General features: G+C 72.9%; 21 protein-coding genes. 8 read left to right on the top strand and 13 right to left on the bottom strand.

Going from position 1 to position 24,427, the window contains the following annotated elements:
* Window positions 1-17: 17 nt before the first annotated feature.
* From odhI to CBOVI_RS05975, 4 genes are all read left to right on the top strand, one after another.
* Window positions 18-452, top strand: coding sequence for an oxoglutarate dehydrogenase inhibitor Odhl (gene odhI / locus CBOVI_RS05990; protein WP_010269849.1), 435 nt, complete (start codon window positions 18-20; stop codon window positions 450-452).
* A 177-nt stretch (window positions 453-629) separates the two neighbouring features.
* A complete protein-coding gene (ftsR, locus tag CBOVI_RS05985; RefSeq protein ID WP_029157902.1) occupies window positions 630-1,373 on the top strand; it encodes a transcriptional regulator FtsR in 744 nt (247 codons plus the stop codon).
* Between the two features lie 13 nt (window positions 1,374-1,386).
* The gene (locus CBOVI_RS05980; protein ID WP_010269858.1) at window positions 1,387-1,983 is read left to right on the top strand and encodes a bifunctional nuclease family protein; all 597 of its coding nucleotides are present in this window, start codon (window positions 1,387-1,389) and stop codon (window positions 1,981-1,983) included.
* Between the two features lie 260 nt (window positions 1,984-2,243).
* Window positions 2,244-2,831 carry a MerR family transcriptional regulator gene (locus CBOVI_RS05975; RefSeq protein WP_010269863.1) on the top strand — a complete coding sequence of 196 codons (588 nt, stop codon included), beginning with the start codon at window positions 2,244-2,246 and terminating at the stop codon, window positions 2,829-2,831.
* 87 nt (window positions 2,832-2,918) lie between these two features.
* On the opposite strand, the gene CBOVI_RS05970 is transcribed toward CBOVI_RS05975, so the two are convergent.
* From CBOVI_RS05970 to gnd, 6 genes are all read right to left on the bottom strand, one after another.
* Window positions 2,919-4,505 (bottom strand): VWA domain-containing protein, encoded by a 1,587-nt coding sequence (locus tag CBOVI_RS05970; RefSeq protein WP_183273622.1) that lies wholly within the window; start codon window positions 4,503-4,505, stop codon window positions 2,919-2,921.
* 215 nt (window positions 4,506-4,720) lie between these two features.
* Entirely contained in the window at window positions 4,721-5,788 is a 1,068-nt protein-coding gene (locus CBOVI_RS05965; protein ID WP_010266309.1) for a hypothetical protein, read from the bottom strand.
* 70 nt (window positions 5,789-5,858) lie between these two features.
* Complete coding sequence (locus tag CBOVI_RS05960) at window positions 5,859-6,917, bottom strand: hemolysin family protein (protein WP_010266311.1); 1,059 nt, start codon at window positions 6,915-6,917, stop codon at window positions 5,859-5,861.
* The gene (locus CBOVI_RS05955; RefSeq protein ID WP_010266313.1) at window positions 6,910-8,328 is read right to left on the bottom strand and encodes a hemolysin family protein; all 1,419 of its coding nucleotides are present in this window, start codon (window positions 8,326-8,328) and stop codon (window positions 6,910-6,912) included. The genes CBOVI_RS05960 and CBOVI_RS05955 overlap by 8 nt, the downstream gene beginning before the upstream one ends.
* Window positions 8,329-8,493: 165 nt before the next feature.
* Window positions 8,494-9,624: a DEAD/DEAH box helicase gene (locus CBOVI_RS05950; protein ID WP_050798202.1), complete on the bottom strand. Its 1,131-nt coding sequence runs from the start codon at window positions 9,622-9,624 to the stop codon at window positions 8,494-8,496.
* Between the two features lie 528 nt (window positions 9,625-10,152).
* Window positions 10,153-11,625 (bottom strand): NADP-dependent phosphogluconate dehydrogenase, encoded by a 1,473-nt coding sequence (gene gnd, locus CBOVI_RS05945; RefSeq protein WP_010270583.1) that lies wholly within the window; start codon window positions 11,623-11,625, stop codon window positions 10,153-10,155.
* 298 nt (window positions 11,626-11,923) lie between these two features.
* Between gnd and CBOVI_RS05940 the strand changes: the two genes are divergently transcribed.
* On the top strand, window positions 11,924-12,514 hold the full coding sequence (locus CBOVI_RS05940; protein WP_010270579.1) for a PaaI family thioesterase: 591 nt from the start codon (window positions 11,924-11,926) through the stop codon (window positions 12,512-12,514).
* A gap of 341 nt (window positions 12,515-12,855) precedes the next feature.
* On the opposite strand, the gene CBOVI_RS05935 is transcribed toward CBOVI_RS05940, so the two are convergent.
* Entirely contained in the window at window positions 12,856-14,283 is a 1,428-nt protein-coding gene (locus CBOVI_RS05935) for an NAD(P)/FAD-dependent oxidoreductase (protein WP_010270577.1), read from the bottom strand.
* Window positions 14,284-14,665: 382 nt separating this feature from the next.
* On the opposite strand from CBOVI_RS05935, the gene CBOVI_RS05930 reads away from it, so the two are divergent.
* Window positions 14,666-15,934, top strand: a complete 1,269-nt coding sequence (locus tag CBOVI_RS05930; protein WP_010270575.1) for a class I SAM-dependent methyltransferase — start codon at window positions 14,666-14,668, stop codon at window positions 15,932-15,934.
* A 138-nt stretch (window positions 15,935-16,072) separates the two neighbouring features.
* Here CBOVI_RS05930 and CBOVI_RS05925 read toward each other — a convergent pair whose 3' ends face one another.
* Entirely contained in the window at window positions 16,073-16,699 is a 627-nt protein-coding gene (locus tag CBOVI_RS05925; RefSeq protein WP_010270572.1) for a DedA family protein, read from the bottom strand.
* Window positions 16,700-16,863: 164 nt separating this feature from the next.
* Window positions 16,864-18,279 carry an MFS transporter gene (locus CBOVI_RS05920; protein ID WP_010270569.1) on the bottom strand — a complete coding sequence of 472 codons (1,416 nt, stop codon included), beginning with the start codon at window positions 18,277-18,279 and terminating at the stop codon, window positions 16,864-16,866.
* 252 nt (window positions 18,280-18,531) lie between these two features.
* On the opposite strand from CBOVI_RS05920, the gene CBOVI_RS05915 reads away from it, so the two are divergent.
* Window positions 18,532-20,325, top strand: a complete 1,794-nt coding sequence (locus CBOVI_RS05915) for an FAD-binding dehydrogenase (RefSeq protein ID WP_010270566.1) — start codon at window positions 18,532-18,534, stop codon at window positions 20,323-20,325.
* Between the two features lie 79 nt (window positions 20,326-20,404).
* On the opposite strand, the gene CBOVI_RS05910 is transcribed toward CBOVI_RS05915, so the two are convergent.
* Together CBOVI_RS05910 and CBOVI_RS05905 are read right to left on the bottom strand one after the other, a co-directional pair.
* Window positions 20,405-20,878 carry a phosphoribosyltransferase gene (locus CBOVI_RS05910; protein WP_010270563.1) on the bottom strand — a complete coding sequence of 158 codons (474 nt, stop codon included), beginning with the start codon at window positions 20,876-20,878 and terminating at the stop codon, window positions 20,405-20,407.
* Between the two features lie 48 nt (window positions 20,879-20,926).
* The gene (locus CBOVI_RS05905) at window positions 20,927-21,559 is read right to left on the bottom strand and encodes an NAD(P)-dependent oxidoreductase (protein ID WP_010270560.1); all 633 of its coding nucleotides are present in this window, start codon (window positions 21,557-21,559) and stop codon (window positions 20,927-20,929) included.
* A gap of 411 nt (window positions 21,560-21,970) precedes the next feature.
* Here CBOVI_RS05905 and CBOVI_RS05900 point away from each other — a divergent pair, with 411 nt between their 5' ends.
* Entirely contained in the window at window positions 21,971-22,648 is a 678-nt protein-coding gene (locus CBOVI_RS05900) for a YoaK family protein (protein WP_010270557.1), read from the top strand.
* 42 nt (window positions 22,649-22,690) lie between these two features.
* Here CBOVI_RS05900 and CBOVI_RS05895 read toward each other — a convergent pair whose 3' ends face one another.
* Together CBOVI_RS05895 and CBOVI_RS05890 are read right to left on the bottom strand one after the other, a co-directional pair.
* Window positions 22,691-23,461, bottom strand: coding sequence for a class I SAM-dependent methyltransferase (locus CBOVI_RS05895; protein ID WP_010270553.1), 771 nt, complete (start codon window positions 23,459-23,461; stop codon window positions 22,691-22,693).
* Entirely contained in the window at window positions 23,458-24,360 is a 903-nt protein-coding gene (locus CBOVI_RS05890; RefSeq protein ID WP_010270549.1) for a class I SAM-dependent methyltransferase, read from the bottom strand. The genes CBOVI_RS05895 and CBOVI_RS05890 overlap by 4 nt, the downstream gene beginning before the upstream one ends.
* Between the last annotated feature and the right edge of the window lie 67 nt (window positions 24,361-24,427).

Raw genomic sequence — 24,427 nt, 5'->3', positions numbered from 1 at the left:
TCCAGGAGGAATAGAACATGAGCGACAACGCCGGGACCCCGGAGGCATCGGTCGAGACCACGTCGGTCTTCCGGGCAGACCTGCTCAAGGACATGGAGTCGGGCGCTCAGACCGACTCGACCCCCTCCGGTGTGGAGGCGCTGCCCTCCGGTTCCGCTCTCCTCGTGGTGAAGCGGGGGCCGAACGCCGGCTCCCGCTTCCTCCTCGACCAGGACACGACCGCGGCCGGCCGGCACCCCGACAGCGACATCTTCCTCGACGACGTCACGGTGTCGCGCCGTCACGCGGAGTTCCGCCGCAACGGTGAGGAGTATGAGGTCGTGGACGTCGGAAGCCTCAACGGCACCTACGTCAACCGGGAGCCGAAGAACTCCGCGGTGCTCAGCAACGGTGACGAGATCCAGATCGGCAAGTTCCGGCTCGTCTTCCTGAACGGCTCCAAGGAGTCCTGAGACCCCGGGTGATCCCCGTGGTCGGGGACACCCCTCCGGTCCGGCACGTGCCCGACCGGCCTCCGGGTGGGCCCCGGCACGCGGGATGTCCCGGACCCTGATCGGCGGACGCCTCCTCCCGGAGCCTCGCGCCAGCCAAGACACAGCCCCCGAGACGCAGAGGACGACGAGCACATCGTGAGCGCACAGCGAAACGCCGCTCAGCAGCAGAACCCCACCCCCCGCGGCGCGCGGCCGGGGGTGGCGTCGGTCACGCCGACGTCGTCGATCGGTGACGTGCTCAAGCAGCTCAAGCCCGACTTCCCCGACGTCACCGTCTCGAAGATCCGCTTTCTCGAGGCCGAGGGGCTGATCTCGCCGAAGCGCAGCCAGTCCGGGTACCGGCGCTTCGCCCCGGAGGACATCTCGCGGCTCCGGTACATCCTCACGCACCAGCGGGACAACTACCTGCCCCTCAAGGTCATCCGCGAGCAGCTGGAGGCGATGGACTCCGGGAAGGTCACCCCGGTCACGGCCCGGCGTTCGGTGGCCGGTGCGGTCAGCGCCGAGCAGTTCCGGCAGAGCGAGGTCCGCCGGCTGACGCGGGCGGACGTCTGCGCCCGCGCCGAGGTCGAGGACTCGTTCACCGCGGCGCTCGTCCGGATGGGCATGATCAGCCCGGACTCGGCCGGCTTCTTCTCCGTCGACGACGTCGACGTCGTCCGGATCGCGCACAGCCTCGACGAGCACGGGATCGACCGCCGGCACCTGAAGAGCCTCGTCACGATGGCCCAGCGCCACGTCGACATCGTGCACCGCGTGTCGGAGCCGGTCGCGCACGGCCGCGACGACAACGCCCGGCAGCGGTCGCTCGAACTCGCCCGCGAGGTCAGCGCGCTCGTCGTCTCCCTGCACGCCGCGATGGTCAAGGGCCGGCTGTAGGGGACCGGGGGCAGTGACCTCGCCGGAGTTCCGTTGTCTGGGGAGGGTCGACGACGTCATCATCTTCGCGGACCGCGACGGCACCGTGATCCTGCCCGTGTGGGCACGCCCTGAGCCGGACCGCGGGTCCCGTCCGTCCGACGGCGACGTCCTCGCCACGTTCCTCGCCGCGGAGGACGTGGTGTGGGAGGGGGAGATCGTCAGCTACTCCCGCGGGCACTTCACCGCGGGGCTTGTCGCGGGGGACCGGTACATCGACTGTCGGCCGTCGACCCTCGCCCGCCTCGACCGGGAGGGTGTCCTCCGGCGGATCACCGTCCGCGACGACGTGCTCCGTGCGGCGGCGGTGCCCGTGGACCGGGCGACGTTCGCCCGGGTCTGCGAGGAGGTGCGCCGCGGGAGGGGCGGGCCGGGGCCCCTCGGCGGGGGTGCGGTCCCGGGGGACGACGATGTGCTGCGGGGGTGGCCGGGGTCGGCGGTGCCGGCCGAGCTGGCGGAGTGGACGGACGGGGCCGCGCGTGACGCGTCGGACCGGGACTTCGCGGAGCTGTGGGAGGCACTGGGTTTCGCGAAGGACGACGCGGACTGGCTCGGTGACGTGGGGGAGTGACCGCGGCCGGCGCCGGGGCGGGATGTGCGTGGTGCGTGTGACGTGAGCTGCGGAACGACACGCGTGTTGTTACCGATGTGACTCACGGGATCTCTGTTACTATCTGCTCTAAACCTCAACTTGAGGGTTAAACCGAGAGCGGACACCGGTTGACTCATCCGGGATCCCGTCTAATCTTGTTGACGACACATCACAGGCGTGGGATTCACCCGCCGGCCCCCGAGGCCGCGGGAGAAGCCGCCTGACGCGGAGGAGAACCCATGGAGAACGACGCCCCGACCACGGACGTGCTCGACGGCCTCACGGCCCACGACGGTCCGTCGACGGCCCACCAGGAGACGTTGTTCGACGTCCACGGTCCCGACGACGAAGTCGGCTACCGAGTCCCCATCGCGTGCCAGGTGGCGGGGATCACCTACCGTCAGCTCGACTACTGGGCGCGCACGAAGCTGGTCCAGCCGTCGATCCGCAACGCCAGCGGCTCCGGCTCGCAGCGCCTCTACTCCTTCCGGGACATCCTCGTCCTCAAGATCGTCAAGGGGCTGCTGGACACCGGCATCTCCCTCCAGAACATCCGCCGCGCGGTGGACAAGCTCGGCAACCTCGGGGTCGACGACCTCGCCGGGATCACCCTCGTGTCCGACGGGACGACGGTCTACGAGTGCCGGTCGTCCGAGGAGGTCATCGACCTGCTCAACGGTGGGCAGGGCGTGTTCGGCATCGCCGTGCCGGGGCTCATGAAGGAACTGTCCGGCACGATCACCGCGTTCCCGTCGGAGCGCCTCGACGAGGACGCCCCGCAGGTCGACGAGCTCGCGGAGCGCCGGCGGCAGCGCCGGATCTCCTGACCGGACGCCCGCCGGGGACGGGGGGGGGAGAACGAGAACTGCGCCGGCGGGGGACGCCGGCGCAGGGATGTCAGTGGAGCGGGGGCCTCAGGCGGTGAGGAGCCGCAGCAGCGCGTCGCGGACCGCCGTGCCGTTCGAGGACGGGGTCTGTTCGACGCGACCGCCACCGGCCTCGGCGAGCGCCCGGAGAGCCGGGACGTCGACGTCGTCACCGACGGCGACGATGGAGAGGTCGACCGGCGCGGTACCGCGCAGCGCAGCGATCCGGGCGCGGGCGTCGTCGAGGGGGAGGGCACCGTCGTCCGTCCCGTCCGTGATCAGCACCAGCCGGTTGGGGACCGCGGGGTCGGCGGCGCGGACGGCGGCGTCGTAGGCGGCGAGGACCGACTCGTAGGTCCGCGTCGCACCTCCGGCGGTGAGCTGGGCGAGGGCGGCGTTGACGGCGTCGCCGCGGTCACCGGCGGTGAGGTCGACGTTGTCCCGGTACGGTGTGCGGGCGGAGGGGGAGAGCTGCGAGGAGTAGTTCCACAGGCCGATCGTGCCGTCCGCGCGTCCGAGGGCCGTGACGACCTCGGAGAGGTCGGCGACGACGGCCGACAGCCGTGACCCCCGCTCCTCGTCGACGGCCATCGACCCGGACGTGTCGAGGAGGAACGTCACCTGCTGCCGGGGCAGCTCGCCCGGGGCGGCCTGCGGGGCGTCCGGGGCCCCGGCGCCGGGAGCAGGGGCGTCCGGTGCGGCGGTCCCGGGCGCGGGCGCACCCGGGGGAGTCGATCCACCGGCCTGACCGTCGGGCGCGCCGGCGGGGGCCGGGGTCGGGGAGGCGACCGGTTCCGGGGCGGGCTCGTCGGCGGCGAGGGTCGTGGCGTACCGCGTCAGGCGGGCGTCCGGGGTTCCGGCGGGCACGGTCGGCGTGGCGTCCGCCCCGTCCCGGGAGTCCCCGGTGGCGTGGCGACGGAAGTCGTCCGCCATGCGCGCGGACAGTTCGTCGACCCCGTCGGAGCTGCCGAACGCGACGAGGGGGAAGACCACCTGTGCGGCCTGCTGCGCGTCGCCCGGGGCGGCCGGGGCCGGTGCCGGGGTCCCGGCGGGATCGGCGGTCTCCGGGGCCGTGGCGGGGTCGGGAGCGGCGTCCGGTGCCGGGGCGGCGTCGGGCGCCGGGGCCGGATCCGGGGCGGCCACCGGGACGAACGAGCGCCCGGCGTGGCCGTCGGCGAGGGTGCGGGCGGTGAGCACCGGGGCGTCACCGTCGAGGGCGGTGGTGAGGTCGTTCTGCGCGCCGGTCTCGACGGCCCGGTCCGCGTCCGGCTCGTCCCCGGTCACGGCGAGCGCCTCGGCGGCGAGCGCCGACGCCGCCGACGCCGTCCCCTTCGGGGCGACCGCCTGCGCGGCGTCGGGCTGGAGCCCGTCGGGCACGGAGTATCCGAGGTCGTCGGTGTGGACGACGGGCAGTGTGTCCGGCGCCCCGGGCAGTCCGGCGACGAAGTTCCCGCTGGCCGGGATCCAGACCGGGGCGACACCGGGGCCGCCCACGCGGTACGCCTGGTACGCGGCCGCGGTGTTCACGGTCCGGACGACCGCCGTGACGCAGTGGTCCCGCACGGTCGGGGACGAGGCGTTGTACGAGGACGCGAGGTCGTTCGCCCGGCCCTCCGCCGCCGGGTCCGCCCACACAGTGAGAGTGGCCTACCCCTCCGCGCAGGACAACCCCTGAGCCTTGTCTGAGGAATTCCGCTGAGCGAGAGCACCCCACCCGACGGCGACGGCGGCGATGACGAGCACCGCCACGATGGCGGCCCACACCCCTCCGGACAGTCTGTAATTGGCTTGTCCCGTGGCGTGGCGTCCCATCGGACCTCCTGGCGTCGGTGCACCCGGTCGGCGTTCAGTCAACGCCCACAGGATGACATGGTTGGTAGATCCTGAGGATACGTCCCCTCGAGCAGGGCGATCAACCTGTGACGAAGCTGACCACCCCGGTCGGCGACGGCGCGCTGGCGGCGGACGTACTCCGCGCGCCCCGCGGGGGTCTCCACCCGGACCGGGTCGAGCCCCCACCCGCTGAGGTCGTACGGGCTCGCCTGCATGTCCAGCATCCGGACGTCGCAGGCGAGGCGGAACGTGTCGAGCCAGAGGTCACCCGGCACGAGGGGGCCGAGCTTCGTCGCCCACTTGTAGAGGTCCATCGTCGCGTGGAGGCACCCGGGCTGCTCGGTGTCGACCTGGTCCCGTCTGGTGAGACGCCGGGCGTTGCGGGGCGCGGCGGCGTCGGTGAAGAACCGGTAGGCGTCGACGTGGGTGCACATGAGGGTGGAGGACTCGACGAGCGCGTCCGTCCCGTCGCGTCCCAGCCGGAGCGGTTCGGGGTGGCGCGGGGTGTCCCGGTAGACCATCGCCCACTCGTGCAGCCCGAAGCACCCGAGCACCGGCGGCCGGTCCGCCGTCGCCGAGAGCAGGCGGTGGATGAACCCGACGGCGCGGCCCCGGCGGGCGAGCACGCGGGCCGGGTCGACGGTCCACCAGCGGCGGCCGTCCGGGCCGGTGACGGTCACGTAGGAGTCCCGGTGGTGCGGGAGGTCCTCACCGGGCACGATCTCGAGCGCCGTCCCCGCCCCCGGGTGCCAGTGGGAGAGGGCGCCGGGCGTCGTCGGATAGTAGGTGAACATGAAGTCCCACACGGGGTGCCGGAGGCCCCGTGAGCGGCGGTCCCGGTGGGCCGCCGTGAGGTCGGCGACGGTGGCCCGGTGGTCGTCCCGGCGGCGGGTCCAGTCGTCCGCGTCGAGGTACCGCGTCACGGCGGGGGTCCCGGTGCCGCCGGTGCCGGGGGCCGTGCCGGTGGCGGTTGCGGCGGCTGTGGTGGGGCCGGTGATCTCGGCGGGGGCGGTGTCGGTGGCGGGACCGGTCGCGGCGGTGGTGTCGGCCCCGCCGGTCGCGGCGGGTGAGGGGGAGGAGGTCATGGGGTTCGGCATTCGGGTCGGAGGTCGGGGAGCGGCTGCGCCGGTGGGGTCCGACGGCCGCCCCGGGGCGCTACTCGTCGTGGGTCCAGTCCCTCACCGTACCGACGAGTTCCTCGATGATGTCCTCGAGGGTCACCACCCCGGTCACCCGGCCGTCCTCGACGACCTGGGCCATGTGGGACGTGCGCACCCGCATGTGCCGCATGGCGCGGTCGAAGTTCTGCCCGCCCTCGACCTCGATGAGCGGCCGGATCGCGGTGCGGGGGATGAGCGTCGACGGGTCGGTGCCGGGGTCGAGGATCGCGTCGAGAATGTCCTTGACGTGGACGTACCCGATGTAGCCGCCGGCGCTGTCCGTGACGGGGAACCGGGAGAACCCGGTCTCCGCGACGGCCTGTTCGACCTGGCCGACGGTCACCCCGCGGGTGCCGAAGGGCAGCGACCGGACCCGGGCCGTCGGGATGAGCACCTCGTTGAGCGTCCGCCGGGAGGACGCCAGTGCGTTGGACAGCCGCTTCGCCTCGGCCGGGTTGATGAGCCCCTCGGAGCGGGACTCGGCGATCATCGACGCCAGCTCCGCGGAGGAGACCGTCGAGTCGAGCTCGTCCTTCTGCTCGACGCCGACGGCCCGCAGCGCGATGCGCGCGATCCAGTTGAGGAACACCATGATCGGGTGCGTGACCGTGCAGAACAGCAGGTGCGGCCCGACGAGGTACGTGGCCACGGACTCCGGCCCGGCGAGGGCGATGTTCTTCGGCACCATCTCGCCGAGGATGATGTGCAGGACCGTGACGAGGAGCAGCGCGATCGTGAACGACACGGGGTGCAGCAGGTCCGGCGGCAGCCCGAGCGCGGAGAACGGGCCCTCGACGAGGTGGGCGATCGCCGGTTCACCGACCTTGCCCAGGAGGACCGACGCGAGCGTGATGCCGAACTGCGCCCCCGCGAGCATGATCGTGAGGTGCTCCGTCGCGTAGAGCACCTTCCGGGCACGCCGGTTCCCGGCGGCGATCATCCCGTCGAGGCGGTCGCGCCGCGAGGAGATGAGGGCGAACTCCACGCCCACGAAGTAGGCGTTCATCGCCAGGAGGACGACGGTGAAGAGCACCGCCCACACGACGTCAGCCACGGTCCACCTCCGGGGCGGGCGAGCCGGACCCGGTCGCCCCCGCGTCGGCGGCGCCGCCGTCGACGGGGCGCATGACGACCCGGTCCACACGGCGGTTGTCCATGCGCGACACCGTCGCGCTCCACCGTGACGTGTTGCCCGTCTCGAAACTGTCCATGAACTCCCTGTCACTCACCGGCAGGATGACCCGGTCCCCCTCGCGCGGGATCCGCCCGAGGGTGGCCATGACCAGCCCGCCCAGTGTCTCGTACGGTCCGTCGGGCGCGGTGTACCCGCACACGTCCGGCAACTCGTCCGTGCGCACGAGCCCGGCGATCTCCCCGGTTCGGCCGCGCTGGCGGACCTCGGCGTCCTCGTCGCGGTTGTCGTGCTCGTCCCACACCTCGCCGACGATCTCCTCGACGACGTCCTCGATCGTGACGATGCCGGCGGTGCCGCCGTACTCGTCGGCGACGAGGACGAGCTGCGACCCGGCGCGGCGCACCTGGTTGAGCACCGCGTCCCCGCCGAGGCTCGACGGCACGGTGGGCACGGGCCGGGCCAGGTCGCGCATGAGTGTCGTCGCGCGCTCGGCCGCCGGGATGGTGAGGGCGTCCTTGACGTGGACGACGCCGACGGTGTCGTCGAGGTCTCCGTGGACGACGGGGAACCGGGAGTGCCCGGACTCGAGGGCGTGGCGGATGAGGTCGACGGCCGTGTCCTCCGTCGAGAGGGAGTCGACGGTCGACCGCGGGGTCATGATGTCCTCGGCGGTCGCCTCGCCGAACCGGAGGGACCGGTCGAGGATCGTGACCTTCGCCTGGTCCAGCCCCTCCGCGCCGGCGGAGTTGCGCACCAGGGCGCTGAGCTCCTCCGGCGACCGGGCGGACGCGAGTTCGCTCGCCGGGTCGATGCCCATCCGCCGGACCAGTGCGTTCGCCACGGCGTTCATCCCGTGGATGAACCACGCGAAGACGGTGTTGAACACCCACACGGGGCGGACCGTCACGCGGGCCATGCGCAGCGGGTGGGCGATGGAGAGGTTCTTCGGCACGAGTTCGCCGAAGACCATGGACAGGCCCGTCGCGATGACGAGGCTGAGCACGAGCGAGACGGGCCGCGCGGCGGACGCGCTGAGCCCGACGAGTTCCAGCGCGGGGGTGAAGAACCGCGCGAGGATCGGTTCGGCGAGGTACCCGGTCGCCAGCGTCGTCAGCGTGATGCCGAGCTGGGCGCCGGAGAGCAGGAAGCTGAGGTGGGAATGGGCCTTCTGGACCATCAGTGAGGCCGGGTCCCCACGGGTGGCGACGTCGTTGTCGATGGTGGAGCGTTCCAGCCCCGTCGTCGCGAACTCCATCGCGACGAACAGACCGGTCCCGGCGGTCAACGCGATGAAGCACAGCAGACCGAGGATGCTGAGAAGGATGTCCATGGTGCCTGACAGCCTACCGGTCCCCGTGCAGCGGCTGTGTCCGGCGTGCCGGCGCCGCCGGTGCCGGGGAGGGCGTCCGGGGCGGGGTCACCGCGGGGCGGCCCGGGCCGGGGTGGGGGTCGGGGTCGGGGTCCGGGGGTGTCCGTCCGGCGGCGTGCCCGCAGGTCACGGCAGGTCGGTCCGGGACAGCAGGTCGGTCGCGCCGTCCGTCCCCGTGCGGGTCGTCTCGACGACCTGCGGGTCGACGCCTGCCTTCCGCATCATCGCGAGCGTCTCCGCCTTGTCCGCGGCGAAGGTCAGGGTGAGGACCTGACCGGACGCCCCGGCCCGGCCGGTGCGGCCCGCCCGGTGGACGTAGGCCTTGTGCTCGGCCGGGGGGTCGACGTGGACGACGAGGTCGACGCCCTTGATGTCGATGCCGCGCGCCGCGATGTCCGTGGCCACGAGCACGGTGGCGTCACCGCTGGTGAAGTCGGCGATGCTGCGCATCCGGCTGTTCTGGCCCTTGTCGCCGTGGAGGGCGACCGCCCGGACCCCGGCGCGGACGAGCTTCTTCGCCTGCCGGTCCACGCCGTGCTTCGTGCGCATGAACATGATCGTCTTCGTCGCCCGCTGTCCGCGGTCGAGCACGACCTCGTTGCGGGTCTCCCGGTCGGGGACGACGCCGAGCCGGTGCTCGGTGGAGTCGACCTGGGCCTCGCCGCCGGTCGTCGAGTGCGTCACGGGGTCGACCATGATCTCGTCGACGAGGACACGGATGTCACCGTCGAGCGTCGCCGAGAAGAACAGGTGCTGGGCGTTCCCCGGGACGTGCGCGAGGAGCTTGCGGACCTGCGGCAGGAAGCCCATGTCGGCCATCTGGTCGGCCTCGTCGAGGGTGACGACGCTCACGTCACCGAGGGCGAGCGCCTTCTGGTTGACGAGGTCCTGGGCGCGGCCGGGCGTGGCGACGAGCAGGTCGACCGGGCGGGCGAGGGCGGTGAGGTTGCGCTTGATGTTCACACCGCCGACGACCGGCAGGACCCGCTGCCCCAGCGCGGCCGCGAGCGGCTCGAGCCGCTCGGCGACCTGGTGGGCGAGCTCCCGGGTCGGCACGAGGATGAGCCCCCGCGGCCGGCCGGGCTTCGAGGCCGCGCCGCGGAGCCCGGTGAGCATCGGGAGGCCGAACGTGAGGGTCTTGCCGGAGCCCGTCGGCCCGCGGCCGAGGACGTCCCGGCCGGCGACCGCGTCCGGGATCGCCGCCGCCTGGATGGGGAAGGGGTGTTCGATGCCCTCGGAGGCGAGGCTGCGGCACATCTCGAGCGGGATGCCGAGGTCGCCGAAGGTCACCGAGGTGTCGACGCTCGTCGGTGCGGCCGGTGCGCCCGCGGTCGTGTCGGCCGCAGGGGCCGCCGGGCGGTCCTGCGTCCGCTCGGGGCGCCGGTCCGGCGTGCGGTCCGGCGTGCGGTCGTTCCGGCCGCGGCGGGGGTTCCGCCCGCCGCCGGAGCCGGACCCGGACCCGGCGGCCCGGGAGCCGCCGGTCCGGTCGCCGCCCGCGCGGCCGCCGCCGGAGCCGGAGCGGCCGTGACCGCTCCCGCCGCCGGTCCCGGCGTCGCGCGTGCGACCGGTCCCGCTGCCGCCGCGACGGGACCCGCCGCGGGACCCGCCGTCGCGCGTCGGCTCGTCGCCGACGGCCCGGGAGCCGATGACGACCCGCCGGCGGCGGGACGACCCCCTCCCGGAGGACGCGCCGGAGCCGCCCCTGCCTGCTGACCCGGCTCCCGCCCGGTCACCTGTCGAGTTCGTTCGCCCGGTGGCGCTGCCCTGTCGTCCGTTCTGTGCCACCTACGCCTCGATCTCGCTGCGGTCGCCGGACCACAGGGTGTGGAATGAACCGTCGCGGTCGACGCGACGGTAGGTGTGGGCGCCGAAGAAGTCCCGCTGGCCCTGGATGAGCGCGGCGGGCAGGCGCTCCGCACGCAGGCTGTCGTAGTAGGACAGGCTGGAGGCGAAGACCGGCACCGGCAGGCCGAGGAGCGTGGCACGGCAGACCACCCGCCGCCACGCGTCGACGAGATCGCCGAGTTCGGTGTTGAAGTACGGGGCGAGCAGCAGCGACGGCAGCTCCGGGTCGGCGTCGTAGGCCTCCCGGATCCGGTCGAGGAACTTCGCGCGGATGATGCAGCCGCCGCGCCAGATCGTGGCCATGTCGCGGGGGTCGACGTTCCAGTCGTTCTCGCGGGAGCCGGCGGTGATCTCGTCGAACCCCTGGGCGTACGCGACGAGCTTCGACGCGTAGAGCGCGCGGCGGACGTCCTCGACGAAGGCGTCGCGGTCCGCGGCGGACACCGGCTCGGCGAGCTCGCCGGCCGGGAGGTTGCCCTGGGCGGCGGTGCGCTGCGCGGTCGCACCGGACAGCGCGCGGGCGAAGACGGCCTCGCCGATGCCGGTGACGGGGATCCCGAGGTCGAGGGCGGCCTTGACCGTCCACCGCCCGGTGCCCTTCTGCCCGGCGGCGTCGACGATGACGTCGACGAGCGGCCGGCCCGTCGCGGCGTCGACCTGCGAGAGGACCTCGGCCGTGATCTCGACGAGGTAGGAGTCCAGGTCCCCGGAGTTCCACTCCCGGAAGACCGCGGCGATCTCGGCGGGCTCCATGCCGGCCGCGTGCCGCAGCAGGTGGTAGGCCTCGCCGATGACCTGCATGTCCGCGTACTCGATGCCGTTGTGGACCATCTTCACGAAGTGGCCGGCGCCGTCGGGTCCGATGTGCGTGCAGCACGGCGTCCCGTCGACGTGCGCGGAGATGGACTCCAGCAGCGGGCCGAGGGACTCGTAGGACTCGGCGGACCCGCCGGGCATGATCGAGGGGCCGTTGAGCGCGCCCTCCTCACCACCGGAGATGCCGGCGCCGACGAAGTGCAGGCCGCGCCCGCGGAGCTCACGCTCGCGCCGGATCGTGTCCGTGTACAGGGCGTTGCCGCCGTCGATGATGATGTCACCCTCGTCCATCGCGTCCGCGAGCTGGCCGATGACGGCGTCCGTCGCCGGGCCCGCCTGGACCATGATGAGGGCGCGGCGGGGACGTTCGAGGGAGGCGACGAAATCCTCCGCGCTCGTCGACGGCACGAAGGAACCCGTCGAACCGAACTCGGACATGAAGGCGTCCGTCTTCGACGTGGTGCGGTTGTACACCGCGACCGTGTGACCGTTCCTGGCGAAGTTGCGGGCGATGTTCGACCCCATGACGGCGAGGCCGACGACGCCGATCTGCGCCGAGCCGTCCGCAGGGGCGGAGGTGGATGGATTGTCAGTCATGGTCGCCCATAGTAGCCGGCCCCCGCCCCACCCGGGTCCGGTGCCCGTGCCCGGGGGGACCCGCGGCCGGGTCGCGGTGCGGCGACGGGGGAGCGCACCGTGCCCGCGCTCCCCACCCGTCGTCGTCCACGGCGGGCCGGTGCGGCCCACAGCGGTCCGCGGCGCTCCGCGGGGGCGGGGCATAATGGGCACGGTGTCCCGTCGCCGCCGTCCGGGCCCGCCCCGGGCCGTGACGCCGGCGGGACCACCGCCACGCGACCGCGCGTGGTGCACACCACCCGACCCGAGGAGACGACGAATGAGCGACGGACGCAGCGGCGGAACCGGCGACGGCCGCAGTGACGGGCACGGCGACGGACGCAGTGACGGTCGCGGCACCGGCACCGGCGGGGGGCGCGGCGACGGGATGCGGCGCTACGGCGAGCTCATGGCCCTGGCCGCGGAGCGGGTGCTCGACGCCGCCGAACGCGACGAGGTCGACCGGTTGACCTCGACCGGTGGGGGTCTCGACGCCACGCTGGGCACGAGGTACGTCGAGGTGGGCCCCGGGCGCGTGGTCGTCCGGCTCGAGGTGACGGACCGGCACCTGCAGCCCTGGGGGGTCACCAACGGCGGGGTGTACTGCTCCCTCGGCGAGTCGACGGCGTCCATCGCGAGCTTCATCGCCGCCGGGGCGGAGGCCCCCGTCATGGGGATCGTCAACGAGACGCAGTTCCTGCGCCCGTCGGTGGCCGGCGACGTCATCGTCTCCACGGCCGTCCCCGTCCACCTCGGGCGGACGAGCCACCTCTGGCGGGTCGAGCACGTCAATGAGGCGACCGGCAAGATGTGCGCGGTGACGCAGCTGCGCACGACCGTCCTCGTCGACGGGGCGCGCGGCCGGCGGTGATCCGGGCCCCGCGGCCCCGCACGCGCCGGTACCCATGACGGCCGGGTGCCCCGGACGCCCGGCACGTCACAACCCGGCACCCCTGACGACCCGACACCCCTGACGACCCGGCGCCACCACCCCCGGCGCCGGGGACCGTGCGGACCCCGGCGTCGTTCCTCCCCCCTCCCGCGGTCGGTGACCGCACACGGACGACGCCGGGAACCGTGCGGTCCCCGGCGTCGTTCCCCCTGCACCGGCCCCGCGGGGACCCGGTGCGCGCGGCGGTGTGGTGACGCCGCTCGCGACGGTGTGAGTGCGCCGCGCGCGGCGGTGCGGGTACCTCGCGCGCGGCGGTGCGACTAGTCGGCGTCGGCGCGGGTGTCCCGGCCCTCACCGAACTTGAGGTTGTCGCGGACCTCGATGGACCGGACGCCGTCCTTGTCCTCGTACTCCCGCAGCTTGCGGATCGCGTTGCGGGCGTGCAGCTGCTGCCGGGTGGCGACGAGCTGCCAGCGGTTCCGCGACAGGACGTTGAGGCCCCAGCTCATCGCCGCGACGAAGCGGTTCCGGAAGCCGACGAGCGTCATGAGGTGCACGCCGAGCCACAGGACCCAGCCGATGAAGCCCGAGAGCTCGGCGTTGCCGATCTTCACGACCGCGGAGAAACGGGACACGATGGCCATCGAGCCCTTGTCGAAGTAGGAGAACGGCTCGCGCTCGGCGGGGGAGCCCTTCTCGACGTCGGCGATGATCGCCCGGGCCGCGTACTCGCCGCCCTGGAGGGCGGGCTGCGCCATGCCCGGGATCCGGTCGAGGCTCATCATGTCGCCGATGACGAACAGCTCGCGGTGGTCGCCGACGGTGAGGTCCGGGTTCACCGGCACGCGCCCGGCGCGGTCGGCCTCGACACCCGCCTGCTCGGCGACGTGGCGGCCGAGCGGGTTCGCCGCGACACCGGCGGACCAGATCTTGCTGTACGCGGGGACGAACGTCTCCTGCTCCGTCTTCATGTCCTTGTACGTCACCCCGCGCTGGTTGACGTCCGTGACCATGCTGTTGAGGATGATGTCGACGCCGAGCTTCTGGAGCTGGCGGGCGGCCTTGCGCCCGAGCTTCTTGCCCATCGGGGGCAGGACCTGGGGGCTGCCGTCGATGAGGAGGATGCGCGCGTCCTCGGTGTTGATGTTCTGGAACTCGCCGCGCAGGGTGCGGTGGGCCATCTCGGCGAGCTGGCCGGCGAGCTCGACACCGGTCGGGCCGGCGCCGACGACGACGAAGGTCATGAGCCGGCGGCGCTCCTCCGGGTCCGTCGTGATCTCGGCGCGCTCGAACGCGCCGGTGAGGCGGGCGCGGATCTCGAGGGCGTCGTCGATCGACTTCATACCGGGGGCGAACTCGGCGAAGTGGTCGTTGCCGAAGTAGGACTGGCCCGCGCCGGCGGCGAGGATGAGCGAGTCGTAGGAGAAGGCGGCGTCCTTGCCGCCGAGGTCGGCGGTGACGACCTTCTCCGTGATGTCGATGCCCCGCACCTCGGCCTTGACGACCCGCACGTTGTCCTGGTTCGCGAGGATCTGGCGGATCGAGGGCGCGATCTCGCCCTCGGAGAGGATGCCCGTGGCGACCTGGTAGAGCAGCGGCTGGAAGAGGTGGTGGTTCGTTCGGTCGATGATGGTGACGTCGACGTCAGCGTCTGCGAGCCGCTTGGCGGCGAACAGGCCGCCGAATCCGGCGCCGACGATAACGACATGGTGGCGTCCGGCCGCCGGGCGCGTGGGCTGGGGTGTCATACGGGTCTGCTCCTCTATGTTGGTCTACGGAGATCTGCTGTTGCGGTTCCACCGGTGCCCTGGCTGCTCCGCCCGGAGGTGGGGCCGGGGGTCGTCGCGCGACGCGCCAGGCGGCTCATCGTCCGACGTCCGGGCCGCTCGGGTGCGGGCACCGTGACGTAGCCCATCCTAGTCCCCGGGGCGTGGCCTGCGTCGCCCGTGCCTCCGGTCTCGGCTGCGCCTGCCCCACCCAATGTTGTTTTCCAGGTAACTTCGGGGGGATACAGGGTTCACTGTCGGGGCGGTCCAGCCCCGGCGGTCACCGGCGGGGCCCGTCCGGCCCCGGACGTCACTGAGAGGGCTGTCCAGCCCCGGCCCATCATCACGGAGAGGAGCGTCGAGGGTGGTCGAGGGATACATCGACCCGGAACGGTGGCCCGGGGTCGCGAGGGCCCCCGAGGCCCCGTTCCTGGGGGCGCGTGCCGAAGCCGTCCGGAACCGCCTGGAGGAGCTGCTCGCCTCATCGGGGGTGGCGTTGAGCAGCGCCGGGACCCCGAACTTCCTCGTCCGGGACGGGCTCGTGCTCGACCGCATCGTCGCCGGCGGCTGGGTCGGGCTCGCGGAGGGGTACATGGCGGGGGAGTGGACCGCGGACCCGTTGCCCGAGGTCCTGCGGGTGTTGCTCACCCAGCCGTTCGAGAAGGGGCTCGGCCGGGCGCTCTCCCGCCGGTCCCGCCCGTCCACCGGGGAGGTGCGGGCGGGGGAGCTGCCGGGGGACCTCGTCGACCTCTACGCCGGGCGGACTGCCGCGACGGGCTCGGCGGTGTTCCACTCGGGCACGCGGACGTCCGAGACGGTCGTCGTCGAGGGCCGCGAGGGGCGGTACCCGGTGGAGGTCTCCTACTGCGACGCGCCCGAGGACATCGACCGTCGTGACCTCGACCCCGCCCAGGTCAACCGCATCACCGGGATGCTCGACACCGCCGGGGTCGGGCCGGGGTCCCGCGTCCTCGAACTGCAGTCGAGCGGTGGGCAGCTCGCCGTCCTCGCCGCCCGGCGCGGGGCGTCCGTCGACGTCCTCACCGCGGACGAGGACCACGCCGCACGGGTGCGGTCCCTGGTCCGGGAGGCCGACGTCGCCGGGGCGGTGCGCGTCGAGACGATCCGGGGGCCGGTGCCGTCGCCGCGGCAGTGGTCGGGGGAGTACGACGCCGTCGTCAGCGTCGAACGCATGGAGACCCTCGGCGACGCGGGGACCGTGCACGTCCTCGGGGCCGTCGAGCGGATGCTCGCCCCCGGGGGCACGGCCGTCATCCAGTCCCTGACGACGCCGTCCGACCTGCCCCGGGGGCTGCGGGCGGTGGCCGGGGAGAGCCTCGACCCGGTGCGGGCCTACATGTGGCCCGCGCTGTCGTACCCGACGGTCGAGCACGTGCGCGAGGCGGCGGAGACGTCGTCGTTGCGGGTCGTCGCGGAGAACCACATCGGGTCGCACCTCGCCGCGACGGTCCGGCTGTGGAGGTCGGTCTTCCTGTCCCGCGAACGCCAGGCCGCGGCCGCGGGGTTCGACGTCGCGTACCGGCGGCTGTGGGACTTCCAGCTGGCGCTCCACGAGGCGCTCATCTCCGCCGGGGCGGTGGACTGCGTCCAGTTCACGTTGCGACGGCGCTGACGGCTGGGACGGCTGCGACGGTGCTGACGGCGCCCACGGTCGGGGGTCGACGGAGGCGTCGGCGGGTGGGTGCGGGCGGCGCCCACGGCCGCGGTGGTCACGGTCGGGACGCGGACGGTGGTCGCGTGCGCGGTGAGGTCAGCGCGGCTCGTCGGTCCGTCGACCCGACCGCCACCGGTTCCACAGGATCTGCCCGACCTTGACGGCGACCGGGACGACGACCGAGGCGACGCCGAGGACGATGAAGATCTCCATGTACTCCTGGACGAAGGGGATGCCGCCGAGGAAGTACCCGAGCGCGGTGATCCCGGCCCCCCAGATCGCGCAGCCGAGCACCGACCAGAACGTGAACGCACGGTGGTTCATGTGGGCGACCCCGGCGACGACGGGGGTCAGGGTGCGCACGACGCCGATGAAGCGGGCGAGCATCACCGTCACCGGCCCGTAGCGGTCGAAGAACCAGTTCGTCTTGTCCAGCGCCGTCGGCCCGATCCACTGCATCGGGCGCGACCGCAGGATCGGCGGTCCGAAACGGCGGCCGATGAAGTACCCCACCTGGTCGCCGACCGCCGCCGCCACCGGGATGCCGAGCAGCAGGGTCCACAACGGGGCGAACGGGTCGTCCGTCGCGGCCATGATCCCCGCCGTGAACAGGAGCGTGTCCCCGGGGAAGATGAAGCCGATGAGGACGCCGGTCTCCATGAAGATGACGGTGAGGATGCCGATGTAGCCGAAGGAACTGATGAGGCTTTCGACTTCGAACACGCGATCGTGCTCCTCACTAGCGGTGCTGACGGTGGTGCGGGGACGGCCCGGGTCAGGTGACCCGGCAACGGCACCAGCATAACGGAGTGGTCCGCGGGGCCGTCACGCGACCGGACCTCCGGCCCCGGCCGGCCGCCACGGGTGCTCCCGGCACCGCCGGGTCGTCACCCCCGGTCCGGTCCCCCCACGGTCGTGAGGTCGACGTGGCTGGTCTCGCGCATGACGAGGATCGCGATGAGACTGATGACCGTCACGACCGCGAGGTAGGCCCCGACGGCCCCGGCGCCGTACTCCGCGGCGAGGGCGGTGGCGATGAACGGTGCGATGGCGGCGCCGAGGATCGACGCCACGTTGTAGGCGATGCCCGAGCCCGTGTAGCGGACGTTCGTCGGGAACATCTCCGGCAGCACCGAGGACATCGGGCCGAAGATGAGCCCCATGGCGAGCATCCCCACCGAGAGGAAGACCGTGATCACCGGGACACTCGCCCGGGAGGGGTCGAGCACAGGGCCGAAGGCCAGGGCCACCACGAGCAGGAGCACCGACGCCGCGATGAGGAACCGCCTGCGGCCGAACCGGTCGGCGAGCGCCCCCGAGACCGGGACGCCCACGGCGAAGAACACGACGGAGACGAGCTGGATGCGGAGGAAGTCGTTGTAGGCGATGCCGAGGCCCGCGCCGGTCGCCCGGTTGCCGATCCCGTACGAGAGGATCCACGTGGTCACGAGGTAGAACAGCGTGTACGTCGACATCATGACGGCGGTGCCGAGGATGAGCGGCCGCCACGCGGTGCGCACGACCGCCGTGGCCGGGGTGGACACCTTCTGCCCGGCGTCGACGGCCTCGCGGAAAACCGGGGTCTCCTCCAGCCGGAACCGCACGTAGAGCCCGATGAGGACCATGACCGCGGACAGCAGGAACGGGATGCGCCAGCCCCACGTCATGAACGCGCCGGACAGGTCACCCTTCACCGGGTGGAGGACGCTGACGATGATGAGGAACAGGCCGTTGGCGAGGAAGAAGCCGAAGGGTGCGCCGAGCTGCGGCCACATCGCCGCGCGGGCACGGCGTCCGTGCTCGGCGGTCTCCGTCGCGAGCAGGGCCGCGCCGGACCATTCACCGCCGAGGCCGAGCCCCTGGCAGAACCGCATGACGGCGAGGAGCGCGGGCGCGATGATCCCGACCTGGCCGTACGTCGGGAGCAGGCCGATGAGGAACGTCGCGATCCCCATGGTGAGCAGGGACGCGACGAGGGTCGCCTTCCGGCCGATGCGGTCGCCGAAGTGGCCGAAGATGACCGACCCGAGCGGACGGGCGATGAAGGCGAGCCCGAATGTCGCGAAGGAGGCGAGGAGGTTGACCGTCTCGCTCTCCTGCTTCGGGAAGAAGAGGAAGGGGAAGACGGCGACGGCGGCCGTCGCGTAGACGTAGAAGTCGTAGAACTCGATGGTCGTGCCGACGGTCGAGGCGATGATGATGCGGCGCTTCGTCGCGCGGTCCGTGACCGGCGGGCGGACGGCGTCCCCGGCCGGGCGGCCGCTGTGGCCCACCGGGTGGGCGGAGGTGGAGGAGGTGCTCATCGTGTGTCGGTGCCTTCCCGTGTGTCGTCGCGGTCGGTGACGGTGCCGGGGTGGACCGCGGCGCCGGGCCGGGCGGACCCGGCGGAGTCTCAATGAGTGGAACACTGAGATCAATGGATGGGACACTAAGGTGTCGAGGGGAGTGAAGTCAAGACGCCACGGTGGGCTGCACGGATGACACCGACGGCGTGACCTGCGCGCGGTGCCGCAAAACGCCTGCGGGGCCGGCGGCGGCGGAATAGACTCCCGCCCATGGCTGCGACGGACACCTCGGGCACGGACACCACGGGCGGGAACATCACGGGCACGGGAAACTCGGCCACGGGAGCCACGGCCACGGGAAGCTCGGGCACGGGGACGACCGGTCCCACGGACGCCGACGTCATCGTCGTCGGCGCGGGGCTGGCCGGCCTCGTCGCCGCCTACGAGGCGCAGCGGGCGGGGCTGCGTGTCCTCGTCCTCGACCAGGAGAACCGGGCGAACCTCGGCGGCCAGGCGTTCTGGTCCCTCGGCGGCCTCTTCTACGTCGACAGCCCGGAGCAACGCATCATGGGCGTCCACGACAGCGAGGAGCTCGCCTGGCGCGACTGGGAGAACTCCGCGCGGTACGACGACACCCCCAACGACACCTGGCCGCGTCGGTGGGGCCGCGAGTACGTCCGCTTCGCCACGCACGAGAAACGGCGCTACCTGCGCAGCCTCGGCCTGCGCGTGCTGCCCACGGTCGGCTGGGCCGAGCGCGGCTCCGGCGACGCCTCCGGCCACGGCAACTCGGTGCCCCGGTTCCACCTCACGTGGGGCACGGGCCCCGAGATCGTCCGGGTGTTCCTCGAACCGCTGCTCGAGGCGGAGAAGGCGGGCCGCGTCGAGTTCCGGTTCCGGCACCGGGTCGACGGACTGACCACCGTCGACGGCCGGGTCACCGGGGTGTCCGGGGCGCTGCTCGACCCGTGCGACGACCTGCCCCGCGGTGTCGCCTCCCCACGGGAGGTCGTCGGGACCTTCACCCTCCGGGCGGACGCGACGGTCGTCGCCTCGGGCGGCATCGGCGGCAACCACGACCTCGTGCGCCGGTCCTGGCCGACGGACCGTTGGGGGGAGTGCCCGGAGGAGATGGTCGTCGGCGTGCCGGCCCACGTCGACGGCCGCATGATCGGGATCACGCAGGCCGCGGGGGCGAACGTCGTGAACACCGACCGCATGTGGCACTACCCGGAGGGCATGGCGAACTGGGACCCGATCTGGCCCGGGCACGGCATCCGGATCATCCCGGGCCCCTCGGCGATGTGGTTCGACGCCGAGGGCACCCGGCTGCCGACGTCCGTGTTCCCCGGGTCCGACAACCTCGCCGCGGTCTCCCACCTGGGGCGCACCGGCCACGGCTACAGCTGGTTCGTCCTCACGAAGGAGATCGCGGACAAGGAGTTCATCTTCTCCGGGTCCGAGCAGAACCCGGACCTCACGGACAAGGAGGTCCGCAAGCTCCTGTCGAAGATCCTGCCCGGCACCCACGTGGCCGTGCGCAACTTCATGGACCACGGCGAGGACTGGGTCATCGCCGACACCCTCGAGGAGCTCGTCGAGGGGATGAACGGTCTCGTCGGCCCGGACCGGCCGCAGGTCGACCCCGCCCGCCTCCGCCGCCAGATCGAGGACCGGGACAGCCAGCTGGACAACCGGTTCTCCAAGGACATCCAGGTCAATTACATCCGCACGGCGAGGTCGTTCCTCGGCGACCGGATCGTGCGGTGCGCGCCCCCGCACCGGTTCCTCGACGGGAAGCACGGGCCGCTCATCGCCGTCCGGCTGCGGATGCTCACCCGGAAGACGCTCGGGGGCATCGAGACGGACCTGTCCGGGCGGTGCCTGCGCCCCGACGGGTCGGTGTTCCCGGGGCTCTACGCCGCGGGGGAGGCCGCCGGGTTCGGCGGCGGGGGGATGCACGGGGTCAACGCGCTCGAGGGGACGTTCCTCGGCGGGTGCGTGCACAGCGGCCGGCGCGTCGGCGAGGCGCTCGGCCGGGAGCTCGGCGGACGGTCACGGTAGCGGCAGCGGTCACGGCCGGGGTCGTGGGCCGTGGGCCGTGCCGGTCGGGCCGGCGGGCGCGTCCGGTGGCGCGCAGGGGTCAGCGCGGCGTGACCGGGGGCTGGTTCGACCAGGGGAAGTCGATCCAGCGGTCGGTCGTCCGCCACGAGTAGTCCGGGGTGATGACGGAGTGCGGCTTCTCGTAGATGACCGCGGTCCGGGACTCCGCGACGTGCGCGGCGCAGTACTCCTGGACGAGCCGCAGGGTGCCCCCGGTGTCCGCGACGTCGTCGGCGATGAGCACCTTCATCCCCGTGAGGTCGACGGCCTCGGGCGTCGGCGGGAGCATGACCGGCTGTTCGAGCCGCTGGTCGACGTCGGTGTAGAACTCCACGTTGATGACGGAGACGTTCTTGATGCCGAGGGCGTAGCCCAGCGCCCCTCCGATGAGGAGGCCGCCCCGGGCGATGGAGAGCACCACGTCCGGGCGGTAGTCGTCGATGACGGTCTGGGCGAGCTCCCGCATCGCCGTGCCGAACATCTCGTAGGTCAGGATCTCCCGCTCTTCACTCATGGGGGATCATCTTAGGACAGCGTCGGCGGGGCGGTGCCCCGCGGACGGTCACTCGCCGTCGGCGACGGTGAAGCGGACGCGCCGGTGGGCCGGCTCCTCGATCTCGTCGACGACGGCCTCCGCGAACGTCCCGGTGCTGACGTGGTCGCCGACGGGGGTGTCGGTGCCGAGGACGTGCTCCGGCGTGGCCGGACCGGGGGCGATGACGGGCGACGGGGCGAGCATGACCCAGTCGAGGTCCTCGGGGGCGTTCTCGTAGGTGGTGAGCACCTCGAGGAAGGCCCGGGCCTCCGGCTTGTAGATGTCCTTGACGAGGTCGGTGTCGACGAGCCGCTCGCCGTCGGCGGTGAAGAGCCCGCCCGCGCCGCCGATGACGAAGACCCGCGTGGGGAGGCCGCGGAGGGCGTCGACGGCCGCACGGTGGGCGTCGATGATCGGGTGGAGGGGGGAACCGTCGCGGGGTGCGGGGACGGAGACGACGAGGACGTCGGCGTCCTTCGCCTTCTCCACGACGTCGGCGGTGTCCCAGAAGTCACCGGTGACGTAGGTCGCGCCGGCCACGGGGTTCTCGGGGGACTCGTGGCGGGAGACGGCGGTGACGGTGTGGCCGCGGCGGACGGCCTCCTCGGTGATGGGGCGGCCGACCATGCCGGTCGAGCCGTAGACGGTGATGGCGCTCACGGTGTTCCTTTCGTGGTGAGGTGGAGCTGACATCATCAGACTGTAGCCCTGCGGCGGGGGGCCGGTGTGCCTCAGGTGGGGGTTGGCGTGCGATGGTTGATGTGTCCAGTACCGGGGCCGCGGCGGCGGGAGGGTCGCGGACGCCCGTGTGCAGCAGGTCTGCCGGGACCGGGAGCGGGATGTGATTAGTGTCACATCGGCTCCCGGTGACGCGGGTTCCACGGCCGGGGTTTTGTAACGTCGCCGTCACCCCCGGGGGACACGGACACCCCGGGATACGGACAACGCCACACACCGCCCGTGCCGTGACGGCCCCGGTGGCCCACACAGCCGCGACGACGTCAGACGACGAACGACCTGCCGCCTCACGACTCCCACGACGACCACCAACGACCTGGACGGTGCACACGAATGATCGACTACCGACCCGGCGAGCGCGTTCTCGCCCTGACCCTCGCCGCCGTGTCCGGATACGCGGACTCCCTCGGATTCATGTTCTTCGGGGGAGTCTTCCTCTCCTTCATGTCCGGCAACACGACGCGCATGGCCGTGACCGGCGTCGAGGAACACCCCGACCTGTTCTGGCTCACGGCCCGGTGCATCGCGCTCTTCCTCGTCGGGGTCATGCTCGGCGCGGTCGTGCACCGGCTGGCGACCCGCAGGTGGGGGGTCTACCGCGCCCGCGAGGCGGTGCTCGTGACGGTCTCGACGGCCTTCGTGCTCGGCGCGGCGGCCCACGCGGTGGGCTGGTCCCTCCCGGCGATGCTCTTCGTCTCGCTCGGCGTCGGCGCGGTGAACTCCGTGTTCGAGCGCAAGGGTGAGGTCAGCATCCCCCTGACCTACGTCACGGGGACCCTCGTGAAGACCGCGCAGCGCATCGTCGACTCCTTCTTCGGCGGCGACCACCGCGCGTGGATCTACCCGTTCACCCTGTGGGTCTGCCTCGCCGTCGGGGCGCTGCTGGGGGCCCTGGCGTTCACCGGCCTCGGCCTCGGCGCCATCTACCCGCTCGCGGCGGCGCTCGTCGTCGTCACCGTCGTCAACCAGGTCGTCCGGTCCCGACGGCGCGCGGCCGGGCTGGCCCTCTGACCGTCCCGCCCCGGGCCCGTCACGGTCGGCGCCCCGGTCACGTCACGGCCGGCGCCCGGTGACGATGAACTGCGGCCGGGACTCGTGCCCCGGCGACATGCCGAACCTCCGGTCGAGCTCCGCCAGTTCGGGCACGGGGACGACCTCGACGTCGGCGAGCCCGGCGTCGGTCAGGACGGCCGCGAAGTCGTCGGCGTCCCGGGCGCGGGCGAGGGGGAGGGCGTCGAGGGTGGCCGTGGAGTACGTCCGCACGAACGCGTCCGGGCCGTCCGTGGACTCGACCGTCGTCCCCGGGTCGATCCCCCCGGGGTACCAGGCGGCGTCGGCGCAGGCCACGGTCCCACCCGGTGCCAGCAGCGTCATCCAGCGGCGGACGGCCGCCACCGGGTCGCGGAGGGTCCACAGCACGTACCGGCCGACGACGGCGTCGAACGGCCCGCGGACGCGCGCCGGGGCGACGGCGTCGTCCTCGACGAAACGGGGCGCCCGCGTGTCCCCGTCGGCGGCCTCCCGGACCCGGTCCCGCGCGACGGCGAGCATCCCCTGGGACAGGTCGATGCCGGTGACGTCGTACCCCAGGTCGGCGAGCAGGAACGCCAGGTAGCCCGACCCGGTGCCGACGTCGAGGACGCGGCCGGGCGGTCCGGGGAGGACCCGGCTCCACCGGCCGGTCCAGACCCGCAGGTCCGACGCCGCCCGGGCGTCACGGCGCTGCCGCTCCGTGTACGCCGTCGCCCGCCCCGACCAGTACCGGTCGAGCCGTCCCTGCAGGTCCGCCGCGGTCCCGGGCCCCGGCTGCCGCCGGTCGCTCACGGCTGCTCCGGGGCGAGGCCCGTCCACAGGGTGCGGTGGCTGCGCACGTGCACGGTGTCGACGCCGTGGAGCCGGCGGGGGAGGGACGACGCCGCGCTCCCGCGGTCCGACAGGATGGTGTCGAAGGCCCGCCGGTCCTCGTCGGACAGTGCCTCGCGGCCCTCGCGGACGAGCCTCGTGAGCTCGAGCGCGGCGTAGGCGCCGCCGGGGCTGTCCGGGTCGTACGTCGCGTCGACGGTCAGCGGGTGCGCGGTGACCGAGGTGAAGCCGCTGTCGACGAGGGTGGGGGTCCAGTCCGGGTGGTACGCGGGACTGGCTGCGTCGGTGACGTCACGGAGGCGGGACTCGAGTGCCTCGAGGTCGTCGGGGAGGACCCGGGGCGGGGCGTCCATCTCGACGACGGCGAGCACACCACCCGGGGCGAGGGCGGAGCGGAGCGTGGCGAGGGCCGCCCGCGGGTCCGGGACCTCGTGGAGCATCGCCGACGCCCACACGACGTCGACGGCGTCGACGGGCAGGCCGTCCGACCCGATGTCCGCCCGGACGGTCCGGACCCGCTCCGAGAGGCCGGCCTCGTCCGCGCGCCGCCGGACGGCGTCGAGCATCTCCGTGGACAGGTCGACCGCCGTGACGACGGCGTCGGGGAACCGGCGGGCGAGGGCGACGGTCCCGGTGCCGGTGCCGGCCCCGAGGTCGACGACCGACCGCACCGGTCCTGGGCGGCCGGCCGTCGCGGCGACGATGCCGGTGGCCTCGCTGATCATCGGCGCGTGCACGACGGCGTCGAGGTCGAGGAGCGCGGGGAGCAGGTCCGCGGGGCCGTGGTGGGCCTGGCCGTGGGAGTGTCCGTGGGCGTGGCCGTGGTGGTGGGCGTGGGCGTGGTCGTGGGGGTCCGTCATTCCGACCAGCGTAGGAGCCCGCGGGTGGCCTGTCACGCACGGTCACCCGGTTGTGACACGACTGCGC

The organism is Corynebacterium bovis DSM 20582 = CIP 54.80 (assembly GCF_030408615.1).
Classification (GTDB): domain Bacteria; phylum Actinomycetota; class Actinomycetes; order Mycobacteriales; family Mycobacteriaceae; genus Corynebacterium; species Corynebacterium bovis.
Note: the sequence above shows the minus strand (reverse complement) of the source record. Positions and strands in the feature narration are given on the sequence as shown.

Excerpts from the sequence above, each read along its gene's own strand:
- CBOVI_RS05915 (WP_010270566.1), top strand. The coding sequence starts at position 18,532 with ATGGCTGCGACGGACACCTCGGGCACGGACACCACGGGCGGGAACATC.
- CBOVI_RS05900 (WP_010270557.1), top strand. The coding sequence starts at position 21,971 with ATGATCGACTACCGACCCGGCGAGCGCGTTCTCGCCCTGACCCTCGCC.
- CBOVI_RS05920 (WP_010270569.1), bottom strand. The coding sequence starts at position 18,279 with ATGAGCACCTCCTCCACCTCCGCCCACCCGGTGGGCCACAGCGGCCGC.
- CBOVI_RS05965 (WP_010266309.1), bottom strand. The coding sequence starts at position 5,788 with ATGACCTCCTCCCCCTCACCCGCCGCGACCGGCGGGGCCGACACCACC.
- CBOVI_RS05940 (WP_010270579.1), top strand. The coding sequence starts at position 11,924 with ATGAGCGACGGACGCAGCGGCGGAACCGGCGACGGCCGCAGTGACGGG.
- CBOVI_RS05910 (WP_010270563.1), bottom strand. The coding sequence starts at position 20,878 with ATGAGTGAAGAGCGGGAGATCCTGACCTACGAGATGTTCGGCACGGCG.
- gnd (WP_010270583.1), bottom strand. The coding sequence starts at position 11,625 with ATGACTGACAATCCATCCACCTCCGCCCCTGCGGACGGCTCGGCGCAG.
- CBOVI_RS05975 (WP_010269863.1), top strand. The coding sequence starts at position 2,244 with ATGGAGAACGACGCCCCGACCACGGACGTGCTCGACGGCCTCACGGCC.
- CBOVI_RS05955 (WP_010266313.1), bottom strand. The coding sequence starts at position 8,328 with ATGGACATCCTTCTCAGCATCCTCGGTCTGCTGTGCTTCATCGCGTTG.
- odhI (WP_010269849.1), top strand. The coding sequence starts at position 18 with ATGAGCGACAACGCCGGGACCCCGGAGGCATCGGTCGAGACCACGTCG.
- CBOVI_RS05935 (WP_010270577.1), bottom strand. The coding sequence starts at position 14,283 with ATGACACCCCAGCCCACGCGCCCGGCGGCCGGACGCCACCATGTCGTT.
- CBOVI_RS05950 (WP_050798202.1), bottom strand. The coding sequence starts at position 9,624 with ATGTGCCGCAGCCTCGCCTCCGAGGGCATCGAACACCCCTTCCCCATC.
- CBOVI_RS05890 (WP_010270549.1), bottom strand. The coding sequence starts at position 24,360 with ATGACGGACCCCCACGACCACGCCCACGCCCACCACCACGGCCACGCC.